The following is a 13,133-nucleotide window of genomic DNA, read 5'->3' as shown; positions in this document are numbered from 1 at the left end:
TCCCTTCAGGGAGAGGGCTGGGGAGAGGGAGCGATGTTCAGCCCAGGCAGCAGAACCCCCTGTGCGCTCGAATCCTCCCTCACCCCAACGTCTCCGGCGGCGCTTCGTAGCTCCCCGACTCATAGCTCACCCCGTGCCTCATCCTGGGCGGCGCGTCGCCCGCGTGCAGGCTGGTGACCGTGTCGATGATGGTCTTGTCCTCCAGCGTCATGCGGTCGAGCATGCGCAGGTGGGCGATCCAGTTGTCCACCAGGAAGACCTCCTGCCAGGCCTCCTTGTCGCTGATGTCGCGGTACAGCGCCCAGCGTTCGGCGCCGTTGCGCAGGCGCAGGCGGCGCAGCGGCTTGGCCGCGCGGACGAAGTCGCGGGTGCGTTCGGCCGGGATGCGGTACTCGATGGTCACCAGCACCGAGCCGCGCTGGGTGTCGAAGACGAAGGTCGGCTCCCCCGGCAGGGTGCCGGGGGCGCGGGCGATGCTGCCGGGGTTCAGCTCCGGCAGGCGCGAGTTGTACAGCAGCGCCACCGAGATCAGCAGCAACACCCCGGCGGCGAGCAGCGCGCCCTGCACGCCCATGGTCCCGGCGAAGTGGCCCCAGAGGAAGGAGCCCAGCGCCAGGCCGCCGTAGAGGGCCGTCTGGTACAGCGCCAGGGCGCGGGCCTTGACCCAGTCCGGCACCAGTATCTGCACCGCCGAGTTGTAGCTGGCCACCGCGGCGATCCAGCAACTGCCGCCGACGATCAGCGCCGGGAACAGCACCCAGAGGTTGTCCACGCCGCCGAGGATCAGCAGCACCAGGCCGAGGGTGCCGCCGCCCAGGCTGATCAGGCGGCTGGTGCCGATCACCCTGCGCAGGCGGCCCACCAGCGTGCTGCCGAGGATGGCGCCCAGGCCCAGGGCGCCGAGCATGTAGCCGTACACCGAGGCGTTGCCGTCCGGGTTGCGGTGCGCCAGCAGCGGCAGCAGCGCCCAGACCGCGCTGGCGGAGAGGCCGAACACCGCCGAGCGCAGCATCACCAGGCGGGTGACGCTGGAGTACTGGGTGAAGCGCAGCGCCGCCACCACCCCTTCGAAGATGTGCTCCGGCGGCAGGGTGCGCTTGGGCACCTCGCGGCGCCATTGCCAGATGGCCCAGATCAGCGCGGCGTAGCACAGGCAGTTGAACAGGAACACCCAGGGCGCGCCGGTGGCCGACAGCAGCAGGCCGCCGATGGCCGGGCCCACCGCCCGGGCGACGTTGTAGTTGACGCTGTTGAGCAGCACCGCATCGCCCACCAAGCGCGCCGGCACCTGCTCGTTCACCGCCGCCTGCCAGGCCGGGATGGTGATGGAGCTGCCCAGGGACAGCCAGAGGATCGACAGGATCAGCAGCAGCGGGTCGAGGTAGCCGAAGAAGGCCAGCACGGTCACCAGGGCCGCGCCGGACAGCTCGATGGACAGGCCGATGAGCATGATCTTGCGCCTGTCGTGGTTGTCCGCCAGCACCCCGGAGAGGATCGACAGCAGCACCAGCGGCAACGCCGAGGCGACCTGGATCATCGCCACCATCAGCGGGCTGGCGTGGGCCTCGGTGACCACCCAGGCGGCGGCCACCGACTGTGCCCAGGTGCCCAGGTTGGCGAACAGGTTGCAGATCCAGATGATGCGGAAGGCCGCGATGCTGAACGGGGCGAGCACGCCGCTGCGCTGGGGGTCGGCTTCGTTCTTCAGCGGCAGGTCGTGCTTGGGGGAAACGGATTGCAGCATGGGGAACGCCTTCTTGCGGTGGCCGGCGGCAACGGCGCTATGCCGGCAGGTCATGCCCGGCAAGTGTAGTGGCTGGCTCCGGGGGCGCCATTGATGATGGTCAGCCTGGCCTTATCGGTGAATCGCGCTGGCCCCGTGCGACAGTGCTTCGCGGCGTGCGGGTTGCTAGGCTGCGCGGCATCGACCGACAAGAGTGGAAGCCCCATGAACCACCTGCTGCGCTGTGTCCTGCTGCTGGCCCTGCTGATCCTGCCGCGTTGCCTGTGGGCCTGGTCCAACCATGCCCTGGGCAGCTACCAGGCCCTGGCGCAACTGCCGGCCGTGGCCAATGCGCCGGCGGTGCCCATGGAGCCGCTGGAGGCCTTCCTCGCCGCCGAGCGCGAGGGCCTGGTGGCCCTGCTCGACGAGCAGGAACGCTTCGCCCGCGAGCACTTCCGGCAGTACCCGGCGCGCCCCGACGCGCTGCGCTTCAGCGGCACGGAGCAGGACCTGCGCCAGGCCTTCCTCGGCGCCTTGCGCCTGAACCCCGAGGTCAAGCTGGCCAACGCCATCCAGCCCGCGCCGGGCCACGACCAGCCGGCACGGGCGCACCTGAAGGCTTCGGATGTCCTGGTGTTCCACGACCTTTCCGGCTGGGCGCGCTGGCGCTTCATCGCCCTGCAGCCGGGCGAGCCGGTCCCGGCCCTGGCGGTGCTGGCCAGCGCCAGCGACGAGCCGGACTTCGGCCACGACATCCACCTGTTCAGCGACAACCCCGGCGTGGCCGGCCAGCGCTACGGCTTCGGCCCGCAGCCGTTCGGCGACCCGGGCTACGAGTTCAGCTCCCAGGCGCCGTTCCACATGGGCTTCTACCACGAGTCGGCGATCATCTTCGCCGGTGCGCCCTACCTGCAGCGCAGCTGGCCTGAGTGGCGCGCCTACCAGTTCCATGGCCTGGCGCGCTACGCCTTCGAGCACGGCCACCCGTACTGGGGCTACCGCTTCCTCGGCTGGTCGATGCACTACGTCCAGGACCTGACGCAGCCCTACCACAGCACCCCGCTGCCCGGTGAAACCACCGCCAGCATGCTGTGGACGGCGCTCAAGGCCCTGGCCGGCCTGGATGCCGACAAGAAGGCCGCCATCAGCCGCGTGGCCAGCCGCCACCTGGGCGTGGAGCGCTACCAGTTGGACTGGCTGCTGGAGTCGCTGCGCAAGCCGCAGGGTTCGGCGCTGCTGGCCGCCTATGCCGATGCCTCCGGCGACGGCGGCTACCCGGCGTATTCGGCCGATTACCCGCGGGAGGTGGTGGCGGCCGAATCCCACGCCCATGCGGCGGCCTTCGATGCGGCGATCGGTCACTGGTTGGCAACGATCCCGGCGGATGCCGGCGTCGGTTTCAGCGCCGGCAACGAGGTGGCGCCGCTGCAGCACGATGCGCAGCTGGACGAGCAGTTGCTGGCGTTGATCCGGGCGTTCGGGGCGCACAGCCGCAACCTGGCGAGGTCGGTGCTGCAGCCTTAGGGAAGGGCGAGGGGAGGGAAGGGAAGGAGCAACGCGCCGCGAAGGGGGCGTGGACCCTTCGCGGTGGCGTCGGATGGGCCTAGCCGCCAGTGCAGCCGTTGCCCCAGACCTGGTACTCGATGGTGTGGCGCTGGCCTTGCGAGTCTTCGTAGGTCATCTGCGCGGGCACTATCCCGCACTGGTTGGAGACGTCGGTGGTGGAAACCACGTGGGCGACGTCCAGGTTCATTCCGTAGGTGTATTGCTCCACTGCCGGACTCTGAGGTTGGGCAGCATCGTCCGCCTGCGCAGCGAGGGCGAGCGTGGAGAAGCTGGCCAGGGCCAGAACGACTAGGGCTTTCATGAGTTTTCCTGCCTTTTTCCCGAGCGGGAGCCGCATCCGGGCGCACGTGGCCAGGACGAAGTTCGGCGGCTTCATCGGGAAGATGTCTTTGGGGATGTAGCTATCGGGTTCTTGGGTGTTGCGGCGCGCTTCAACAGCAAGCAAATGGTAGGTCCGCGGCGGGCATATTCATATGCCCGGAAGCCAAAAATACCTCGTACTAAAAGGCAATAATCCAGCAATGGCGGGGGTTTGCGGGGCGCATGCGGTCATGATGACGCTGCGCGGTCATGTCGCGGCCATCGCGCAATGGGTATCAGGATGCACCAATTGTAGGAGCGGATCTCATCCGCGAATCGCGCCGGTGGTTCCAGCTATCGCGGACAAAGTCCGCTCCTACGACCGTGCCACCGGATGGTTCCGCGTGGCAGAGGCAATTGACCGTAGGGCGAATAGCCGTTCGCGGTTATCCGCCGTTGGCCGTGCCATCGGGGTGTCCGGCGTGGCGGGTGAATCCAATCGCGGACAAAGTCCGCTCCTACAGGGAAATGCCACGCCTTCCGGCAACCTGTAGGAGCGAGCTTGCTCGCGAACGGACTCCGCAGCGGGGTTTATTCGCGAGCAAGCTCGCTCCTACGAAGAGCATTTCGGCGCGGGCCGCAAGACAGTTGCTCCTACGACCGTGCTTCCTGGAACCGTAGGAGCGGACTCTGTCCGCGATTCGCGCGCAGGGCGCGCTCCTACAGGTGGGGCACGGCGCGCGGCTTCCTCAACCCCGCGACGTCTCGCGCAGCGGCGAGCTGGGGTCGAGCAGCGAGGTGCGGATGAAGTGCAGGTAGCTGCACATGCGCCGCAGCGGCGAGGTGCCGAAGTGCGGCGGGCGCGGTTCCTGGGTGGTGCGGGTGCTGTGGATGGCGTGTTCCACCGCCGCCAGGGCGCGCAGGCGGTTGTGCTCGCTGGGCTGGATGAACAGGCGGATCAGCGCCCGGCCCATGGCGCGGATGGCGCGGCGCCAGGGCAAGTGCTCGGCGTACCAGGGCTCGTCGGGCAGCCGCGCCTGCTCGCGGCGCAGTTCGATGATCGCCAGGCCCACCTCCTGCACCTGGAACATCCAGCGCAGTAGCCGGCGCTGCACGTCGGGGCGGCCGCTGGCCAGGCCGTAGGCCTGGTTGAGCAGGTCGCGGGTGCCGCTCTCGAAGCCGGCCGACAGGCCCTTCAGCGGGTCGCTGATGGTGTGCACCACGCGCATGCGCAGCTCGGCTTCCAGGCGCTCCCACAGCCAGGGGCGGTTCGGCGGCAGGATCACCATGGCCGCCACCACCGCCATGCCCATGGACAGCAGCATGGCCAGGTACTCGTTGATGAAGGTGTAGGCGTCGTAGCGCGCCAGGTTGGCCGGCAGCGAGGCGATGCAGAACCACACCAGCAGGCCCACGCCGTAGCCGCTCCACTGCGGTCGGGTGATGAGGAAGGCGCCGAGGGCGAACACCGGCGCCAGCACCATGCACAGCAGCGGGAAGCCATCCAGGTGCGGCAGCACGCGGAAGGTGAGGACGAAGCCCAGGGTGGCGCCCAGCAGGGTGCCGAGGGTCAGCTGCAGCGACAGGCGCTTGGGGTTGGGCGAGGCCGACGACAGCGCGGCGATCAGCACCGAGGTGAGGGTGAAGGTGGCGCCGCTGACCCACGAGGTCTCGATCCAGAACACCCCGCCGACGATCACCAGCAGCGCGCAGCGCAGCCCGGCGACCGCCGCGGCCACGGCGTTGGCCTTGGGCGTGAAGCGCTCCTTCCACTGCTCGCGGGCGTGCCTGTGGGCGGCCAGGGAGGCGTGGGTCTGGGCGTAGTCGTGGAGGTCGCCGGCGAAGCGGAACAGCAGCTCGGCGGCGGTCTCGAAATCCAGCTGGTCGGCCTCCCGCGGGCAGGCGTGGGCGAGCCTGGCGCGGGCCTCGCGGATCTGCGGCATCAGTTGCTGGCGGCAGTGCTCCAGCTGCGCGGCGAGGAAGGCCGCGTCGGCATCGCGCAGCGGCCGGCCATGCCAGCCGGCGAGCAGGCCGCCGACCTCGACCAGGCACGGCATCAGCACTTCCAGCACGGCGGCGGCCTGGCGTTCGCGCAGGCGGTCGAGTAGGCGCTGCAGGGCGTGGAAGCGCGTGGTCAGCTGCATGAACTCGCTGTTCAGGCGCGCCAGGCGGCCGCTGCGCAGGCGCATGTGCGGGTCTTCGAAGGCGGTGACGTTGCGCAGGTTCTCCAGGCCCACGGCCTCGGCGGCGATGCGCGCGGCGGCCTGCTCGAAGCGGGCGTGGTCGAGGGTGCCCTCAAGGCCCGCGGCGGCCAGCCCGGCGAAGTCGCCGAAGCGCGTGTCCAGGGCGTTGCGCAGCGCCGCGCTGCTGGTCTGCGGCAGCACCAGGGCGCTGACCAGGCCGGTGCAGAAGATGCCCAGGGTGATCTCCAGCACCCGCCACAGGGCTGCCATGAAGGCGCCCTCGGGGTGCAGGGTGGCGGGAATGCCGATCATCACCGCGGTGTAGCCGGCCAGCAGGCAGGCATAGGCGCGGAAGTCGCGGTAGCGCGCGGCGCCGGCGGTGCACAGGCCGACCCAGATCGACACGCAGAGCAGGAACAGCACCCGCTCCTGGGCGAACAGGGCGATGAAGGTGACCATCACCGTGAGCCCGGCCAGGGTGCCGAGGATGCGGTAGAAGCTCTTGGCCAGGACCTGCCCGCTCTGCGGCTGCAGCACGATGAAGGCGCTGACCAGCACGGTGTTGGGCTGCGGCAGTTCCAGGCGGTAGGCCAGCCACAGGGCGAGGAAGGCGGTGAGCAGTGTCTTGCCGATGAACACCCAGGTGACGCCGTCGCTATGGGCCCAGGCGGACGCCGCCTGGCGCAGCGCGTCGGTGCCGGGCAGGCGCGCGCTGATGCGGGTGAGGCTGTTCATCGGGGCAGGGGTGTGTCGGTGGCGGTACGACCGCGGGGCTGCGGACGGGGTGACGGAGCGGGGGCGGAACGAGCCTGGCGCGTATGGCGGAACACAGCTGTGAATCCTGGGAACTGCGGAGGGGCCGCGGTGGGGAGGCGATTCTAGAAAACGGCCGGGGGCAGGATAAGCTGACAGTTGGGCGAATTATTGTTGCCTGAAAAACAACAATTCGCCGGGGGCAGTTATGCGACAATTCGCCGCCTGTCGCGAATCTGTAACAAGACTTTGCCATGGCCGGCGTCGCCCGGCATGGCTCGCGGACAGGCTCTCAGGAGAAATGATGGACCTGCTGCACAACATGCGTGCCTTCGTCTGTGTCGCCGAGACCGGCAGCTTCACCGCCGCCGCCCAGCGCATGGACCTCACCACGGCCTACGTCTCGCGTACCGTGGCCAAGCTCGAAGCCCACCTGCGTACCCGCCTGCTGCACCGCACCACCCGCCGCATCGCCCTTACCGAGGCCGGCCAGCGCTACCTGCTGCGCTGCCAGCAGATCCTCGGCTACATCGAGGAAGCCGAGGCCGAGGCCAGCGACGCCCATTCGCGCCCGGCCGGCAAGCTCAAGGTGCATGCCATGACCGGCATCGGCCAGCACTACCTGATCAAGGCGATCTCCCAGTACTGCGAGATGTACTCGGAAGTCAGCTTCGACCTGACCCTGGCCAACCGCACCACCGACATCCTCGACGAGGGCTACGACATCTCGGTGGTGATCGCCCCCGAGCTGCCCGACTCCGGCTTCGTCTCCAAGCGCCTGGGGCAGACCCACAGCGTGCTCTGCGCGGCGCCCGCCTACGTGACCCGCCACGGCTCGCCGAAGGTGCCCGCGGAGCTGGCCGGGCACCGCTGCCTGCGCCTGGTGAACAGCGTGATGTCGCTGGACAAGTGGCTGTTCCACGGCCCGGACGGCGAGGAGCTGGCGCACATCGACCACACCCACTTCCAGGTCAACACCGCCGACGCCCTGACCGAGGCGGTGGTGGCCGGCATGGGCATTGGCGCGCTGCCGGTGTACTCGGCGGTGGAGGGTCTGCGCAACGGCAGCCTGGTGCGGGTGATGCCCGGCTACAGCCTGTTCCACCTGAACATCTACGCGCTCTACCCGTCGCGGCAGTTCCTCGATGCGAAGATCCGCACCTGGGTCGAATTCCTCCGCGACTGCATCCCCGGCATGCTCGCCGAGGACGAGCAACTGATGCTCACGCACAGCGCGCGCCTGCCGAACTGAGGCGCCATGCCGCCTGAGCCGCGCCGTCCCTGGCGCGGCCGTACTTCCTCGCGACACCGCCCCGATCCTGCGTTCGCCCCTGTGCGCAGGGCGCTTCGTGCATGGCGTTACAAAATGCCAAACGCGGGCTTGGGAAATGGTGAATTCTCCGAACGCCCTCAGTGCGTCAGGCTCGTTTCCGGCTGGCAACCCGGCCCACCTCGCACGGACAAGAACAAACAGAGGGCGAAGCGATGTTCGGAACCATCTTGCGGACGCTGTCCGGCGTCCTGGCGCTGGCCGTGGCCAGCCTGGCACACGCTGCCGAGACTCCGGTGGTCATCAAGTTCTCCCACGTGGTGGCGGAGAACACCCCCAAGGGCCAGGGCGCGCTGCTGTTCAAGCGCCTGGCCGAGGAACGCCTGCCCGGCCGGGTGCGCGTGGAGGTCTACCCGAACTCCTCGCTGTTCGGCGACGGCAAGGAGATGGAGGCGCTGCTGCTGGGCGACGTGCAGATGCTGGCGCCGTCCCTGGCCAAGTTCGAGCACTACGCCAGGTCCATCCAGCTCTTCGACCTGCCGTTCCTGTTCGACGACATCGATGCCGTCGACCGCTTCCAGCGCAGCCCGCAGGGCAGGGCGCTGCTGGCCAGCATGCAGGGCAAGGGCATCCTCGGCCTGGGCTACTGGCACAACGGGATGAAGCAGCTGTCGGCCAACCGCGTACTGCTCGAACCGGCCGACGCCCGCGGCCTGAAGTTCCGCGTGCAGGCCTCGGCGGTGCTCGACGAGCAGTTCCGCGCCTTGCGCGCCATCTCCCGCAAGATGTCCTTCGCCGAGGTCTACCAGGGCCTGCAGAGCGGCGTGGTGAATGGCACCGAGAACACCTGGTCGAACTACGCCAGCCAGAAGGTCTTCGAGGTGCAGAAGCACTTCACCGCCTCCAACCACGGGGTGGTGGACTACATGGTGATCACCAACGCCGCCTTCTGGAACGGCCTGCCGGCGGACCTGCGCGAGCCGCTGCAGGCGGTGATGGAAGAGGTCTCGGCGGAGGTCAACCGCCAGGCCGCGCAGCTCAACCTCGAGGCCCGCCAGCAGATCGCCGGCAGCGGCGCCAGCCAGATCCACGAGCTCACCCCGGCCCAGCGCGCCAGCTGGCGCCAGGCCATGCAGCCGGTGTGGCGAAGGTTCGCCGACGACATCGGCCCCGAGCTGATCCAGGCCGCCGAGGCGGCCAACCGTCCCCTCTGAACCCGTTTTTGCGAACCATTCCGGAGCGAAGCCATGCAACGACTCAAGCGTGCCTGCGAGCGCCTGGAGGAGGGCCTCATCGCCCTGCTGCTGGCGGCCATGGCGCTGGTGACATTCTTCTACGTGGTGGTGACCAACGTGTTCACCCTGTTCTACGACCTGGGCGATACCTGGCCGGCCATCAGCGGCCCGAGCTACGCCGTGGGCGATGCCATCCTCGGCGTGGCCCAGGACATGAGCTGGAGCAATGCGCTGACCAAGGCGCTGTTCGCCGGGCTGATCTTCCTCGGCCTGGCCTATGGCGTGCGCACGGCCGGGCACATAGGCGTGGACGTGCTGGTGCGCCTGGCGTCGCGCCCCGTACAGCGCTGGCTCGGCCTGCTCGCCTGCCTGTGCTGCATGGCCTACGCCGGCCTGCTCGCGGTGGGCAGCTTCGACTGGGTGAGCACCTTGCGCGGCGCCGGCATCGGCGCCGAGGACCTGGCCCGGTTCGGCGTGCGCCAATGGCACATAGCGCTGGTCGTGCCGCTGGGCTTCGCCCTGGTGTTCGTCCGCTTCCTCGAGGTGCTGGTGCGCATCCTGCGCGGGCGGCAGACCGGCCTCGGCCTGGCCGACGAGGCCGCCGAGGCGCTGAAGCTGCAGGACACCGAGGAGACGCGGCCATGACGGTGCTGTTCCTGTTCATCCTGCTGTTCGCGCTGATGTTCATCGGCGTGCCCATCGCCGTGTCCCTGGGCCTGGCCGGCTCGCTCACGCTCATGCTGTTCAGCGAGGACTCGGTGCGCTCGCTGGCCATCAAGCTGTTCGAGACCAGCGAGCACTACACCCTGCTGGCCATCCCGTTCTTCCTGCTCTCCGGCGCCTTCATGACCACCGGTGGCGTGGCGCGGCGGCTGATCGCCCTGGCCAACGCCTGCGTCGGGCACATCCGCGGCGGCCTGGCCATAGGCGCGGTGCTGGCCTGCATGCTGTTCGCCTCGCTGTCCGGCTCCAGCCCCGCCACGGTCGCGGCGGTGGGTTCCATCGCCATCGCCGGCATGGTCCGCGCCGGCTACCCGCAGGCCTTCGGCGCCGGCATCCTGTGCAACGCCGGCACCCTCGGCATCCTCATCCCGCCGTCGATCGTCATGGTGGTCTACGCCGCGGCCACCGAGCAGTCGGTGGGCAAGCTGTTCATGGCCGGGGTGGTCCCCGGCGTGCTGCTCGGGGTCGTGCTGATGCTGGCGATCTACGTGGTGGCGCGGGTGCGCCGCCTGCCGGCGCTGCCGCGGGCCAGCCTGCGGCAGGTGCTGGGGGCGGTGCGCGAGGCGGGCTGGGGGCTGCTGTTGCTGGCGATCATCCTCGGCGGCATCTACGGCGGCCTGTTCACCCCCACGGAAGCCGCCGCAGTGGCGGCGATCTATGCCGCCTGGGTGGCCCTGTGCGTATACAAGGACCTGGCCTGGCGCGAGGTGCCGCGGGTGCTGCTGGAGTCCGGCAAGCTGTCGATCATGCTGATGTTCATCATCGCCAACGCCATGCTCTTCGCCCATGTGCTGACCACCGAGCAGATTCCCCAGCAGGTCACCGCCTGGATGGTCGACCTGGGCCTGCGGCCCTGGCAGTTCCTGCTGCTGGTGAACGTCCTGCTGCTGGTCGCCGGGGCCTTCATGGAACCGTCTGCGGTGATCCTGATCCTGGCGCCGATCCTCTTCCCCATCGCCATGGAGCTGGGCATCGACCCCATCCACCTGGGCATCATCATGGTGGTGAACATGGAGATCGGCCTGGTCACCCCGCCAGTGGGGCTCAACCTGTTCGTCACCTCGGCGGTCACCGGCATGCCGCTGGGTTCCACCGTGCGCGCGGCCCTGCCGTGGCTGAGCGTGTTGCTGGCGTTCCTGCTGCTGATCACCTACGTACCGCTGATCTCCCTCGGGCTGCCTCGTCTGTTGGGACTGTGACGCATTGCCGCAGGCCCCGTCAGCCGGGCTGATGGGGCTTATCACTACGACTAAGGATTGGTAAGACCATGGTCGTATGGTCCCTGCGCACCCCGGCCGTTACAACTTGGTCCCAACAAGAACAACACTCCGAACCGAGGTAACGTGTCATGACTGCGGCATCCGTGTATCCCGTGCGCCCCGAAGTGGCCGCCAATACCCTGACCGACGAAGCCACCTACAAGAAGCTGTACCAGCAGTCGGTGGTCAACCCCGACGGCTTCTGGCGCGAGCAGGCCCAACGGGTGGAATGGATCAAGCCCTTCACCAAGGTCAAGCAGACTTCCTTCGACGACCACCACGTCGACATCAAGTGGTTCGCCGACGGCACCCTCAACGTTTCCTACAACTGCCTCGACCGTCACCTCGCCGAGCGCGGCGACCAGGTGGCGATCATCTGGGAAGGCGACGACCCGTCCGAGCACCAGGAAATCACCTACCGCGAGCTGCACGAGCAGGTCTGCAAGTTCGCCAACGCCCTGCGCGGCCAGGACGTGCACCGCGGCGACGTGGTGACCATCTACATGCCGATGATCCCGGAAGCCGTGGTGGCCATGCTCGCCTGCACCCGCATCGGCGCCATCCACTCCGTGGTGTTCGGCGGCTTCTCCCCCGAAGCCCTGGCCGGCCGCATCATCGACTGCCGCTCGAAGATCGTGATCACCGCCGACGAAGGCGTGCGCGGCGGCAAGAAGACCCCGCTCAAGGCCAACGTCGACGACGCCCTGACCAACCCGGAAACCAGCAGCGTGCAGAAGATCATCGTCTGCAGGCGCACCGGTTCGGACATCAAGTGGCACTCGCACCGCGACGTCTGGTACGAAGACCTGATGAAGGTCGCCGGCACCACCTGCGCCCCCAAGGAAATGGGCGCCGAGGACCCGCTGTTCATCCTCTACACCTCCGGTTCCACCGGCAAGCCCAAGGGCGTGCTGCACACCACCGGCGGCTACCTGGTGTACGCCTCGCTGACCCATGAGCGCGTGTTCGACTACCGCCCCGGTGAAGTCTTCTGGTGCACCGCCGACATCGGCTGGGTCACTGGCCACAGCTACGTGGTCTACGGCCCGCTGGCCAACGGCGCCACCACCGTGCTGTTCGAAGGCGTGCCGAACTACCCGGACATCACCCGCGTCGCCAGGATCGTCGACAAGCACAAGGTCAACATCCTCTACACCGCGCCCACCGCCATCCGCGCCATGATGGCCGAGGGCAAGGCCGCGGTCGAAGGCGCCGACGGCTCCAGCCTGCGCCTGCTGGGTTCGGTGGGCGAGCCGATCAACCCGGAAGCCTGGCAGTGGTACTACGAGACCGTCGGCCAGTCGCGCTGCCCGATCGTCGACACCTGGTGGCAGACCGAGACCGGCGCCTGCCTGATGACCCCGCTGCCGGGCGCCCACGCCCTGAAGCCGGGCTCCGCCGCCAAGCCGTTCTTCGGCGTGGTTCCGGCCCTGGTGGACAACCTGGGCAACATCATCGAGGGCGCGGCCGAGGGCAACCTGGTGATCCTCGACTCCTGGCCGGGCCAGGCGCGTACCCTGTTCGGCGACCACGACCGCTACGTCGACACCTACTTCAAGACCTTCAAGGGCATGTACTTCACCGGTGACGGCGCCCGCCGCGACGAGGACGGCTACTACTGGATCACCGGCCGCGTCGACGACGTGCTCAACGTCTCCGGCCACCGCATGGGCACCGCCGAGATCGAGAGCGCCATGGTCGCCCACCCGAAAGTGGCCGAGGCCGCGGTGGTTGGCGTACCGCACGACATCAAGGGGCAGGGCATCTACGTCTACGTCACCCTGAACGCCGGCGAGGAAGCCAACGAGCAGCTGCGCCAGGAACTCAAGGCCTGGGTACGCAAGGAAATCGGCCCGATCGCCACCCCGGACGTCATCCAGTGGGCCCCGGGCCTGCCGAAGACCCGCTCGGGCAAGATCATGCGCCGCATCCTGCGCAAGATCGCCACCGCCGAGTACGACGCCCTGGGCGACATCTCCACCCTGGCCGACCCGGGCGTGGTGCAGCACCTGGTGGACACTCACCGGGCGATGAAGGCCGCCTGATCCGCCGCTGAAACGAAAGACGCCCCGGCAAGCCGGGGCGTTTTTCTTTGTGCGCTGAGCTGATTTCCTACAGGGC

General features: G+C 68.5%; 9 protein-coding genes. 6 read left to right on the top strand and 3 right to left on the bottom strand.

Going from position 1 to position 13,133, the window contains the following annotated elements:
- Positions 1–79 precede the first annotated feature (79 nt).
- Positions 80–1,744, bottom strand: a complete 1,665-nt coding sequence (locus tag PKO50_RS23270) for an MFS transporter (RefSeq protein ID WP_109933925.1) — start codon at positions 1,742–1,744, stop codon at positions 80–82.
- Between the two features lie 204 nt (positions 1,745–1,948).
- Here PKO50_RS23270 and PKO50_RS23265 point away from each other — a divergent pair, with 204 nt between their 5' ends.
- A complete protein-coding gene (locus PKO50_RS23265; protein WP_275627350.1) occupies positions 1,949–3,247 on the top strand; it encodes a phospholipase in 1,299 nt (432 codons plus the stop codon).
- 79 nt (positions 3,248–3,326) lie between these two features.
- Here PKO50_RS23265 and PKO50_RS23260 read toward each other — a convergent pair whose 3' ends face one another.
- Positions 3,327–3,590: a DUF2790 domain-containing protein gene (locus PKO50_RS23260; RefSeq protein WP_109933927.1), complete on the bottom strand. Its 264-nt coding sequence runs from the start codon at positions 3,588–3,590 to the stop codon at positions 3,327–3,329.
- Between the two features lie 748 nt (positions 3,591–4,338).
- Positions 4,339–6,507 carry an FUSC family protein gene (locus PKO50_RS23255; RefSeq protein WP_275627349.1) on the bottom strand — a complete coding sequence of 723 codons (2,169 nt, stop codon included), beginning with the start codon at positions 6,505–6,507 and terminating at the stop codon, positions 4,339–4,341.
- 322 nt (positions 6,508–6,829) lie between these two features.
- Here PKO50_RS23255 and PKO50_RS23250 point away from each other — a divergent pair, with 322 nt between their 5' ends.
- The 5 genes from PKO50_RS23250 (at position 6,830) to acs (ending at position 13,057) form a co-directional block, all read left to right on the top strand.
- Positions 6,830–7,777, top strand: coding sequence for a LysR family transcriptional regulator (locus PKO50_RS23250; protein WP_275627348.1), 948 nt, complete (start codon positions 6,830–6,832; stop codon positions 7,775–7,777).
- 233 nt (positions 7,778–8,010) lie between these two features.
- On the top strand, positions 8,011–9,009 hold the full coding sequence (locus PKO50_RS23245) for a TRAP transporter substrate-binding protein (RefSeq protein ID WP_275627347.1): 999 nt from the start codon (positions 8,011–8,013) through the stop codon (positions 9,007–9,009).
- A 33-nt stretch (positions 9,010–9,042) separates the two neighbouring features.
- Positions 9,043–9,675, top strand: coding sequence for a TRAP transporter small permease (locus PKO50_RS23240; RefSeq protein WP_109931915.1), 633 nt, complete (start codon positions 9,043–9,045; stop codon positions 9,673–9,675).
- Complete coding sequence (gene dctM, locus PKO50_RS23235) at positions 9,672–10,952, top strand: C4-dicarboxylate TRAP transporter large permease protein DctM (protein ID WP_109931917.1); 1,281 nt, start codon at positions 9,672–9,674, stop codon at positions 10,950–10,952. The genes PKO50_RS23240 and dctM overlap by 4 nt, the downstream gene beginning before the upstream one ends.
- A 149-nt stretch (positions 10,953–11,101) precedes the next feature.
- On the top strand, positions 11,102–13,057 hold the full coding sequence (gene acs, locus PKO50_RS23230; protein WP_275627346.1) for an acetate--CoA ligase: 1,956 nt from the start codon (positions 11,102–11,104) through the stop codon (positions 13,055–13,057).
- Positions 13,058–13,133 lie beyond the last annotated feature (76 nt).

Origin of the sequence: Pseudomonas sp. 273 (assembly GCF_029201425.1) — a bacterium.
GTDB classification, from domain to species: Bacteria; Pseudomonadota; Gammaproteobacteria; order Pseudomonadales; family Pseudomonadaceae; genus Pseudomonas; species Pseudomonas delhiensis.
This window is presented reverse-complemented; position numbering and strand designations above follow the sequence as displayed.

Bases quoted from the DNA above. Each gene is read 5' to 3' on its own strand.
- PKO50_RS23270 (WP_109933925.1), bottom strand. From the start codon at position 1,744: ATGCTGCAATCCGTTTCCCCCAAGCACGACCTGCCGCTGAAGAACGAA.
- PKO50_RS23265 (WP_275627350.1), top strand. From the start codon at position 1,949: ATGAACCACCTGCTGCGCTGTGTCCTGCTGCTGGCCCTGCTGATCCTG.
- PKO50_RS23260 (WP_109933927.1), bottom strand. From the start codon at position 3,590: ATGAAAGCCCTAGTCGTTCTGGCCCTGGCCAGCTTCTCCACGCTCGCC.
- PKO50_RS23255 (WP_275627349.1), bottom strand. From the start codon at position 6,507: ATGAACAGCCTCACCCGCATCAGCGCGCGCCTGCCCGGCACCGACGCG.
- PKO50_RS23250 (WP_275627348.1), top strand. From the start codon at position 6,830: ATGGACCTGCTGCACAACATGCGTGCCTTCGTCTGTGTCGCCGAGACC.
- PKO50_RS23245 (WP_275627347.1), top strand. From the start codon at position 8,011: ATGTTCGGAACCATCTTGCGGACGCTGTCCGGCGTCCTGGCGCTGGCC.
- PKO50_RS23240 (WP_109931915.1), top strand. From the start codon at position 9,043: ATGCAACGACTCAAGCGTGCCTGCGAGCGCCTGGAGGAGGGCCTCATC.
- dctM (WP_109931917.1), top strand. From the start codon at position 9,672: ATGACGGTGCTGTTCCTGTTCATCCTGCTGTTCGCGCTGATGTTCATC.
- acs (WP_275627346.1), top strand. From the start codon at position 11,102: ATGACTGCGGCATCCGTGTATCCCGTGCGCCCCGAAGTGGCCGCCAAT.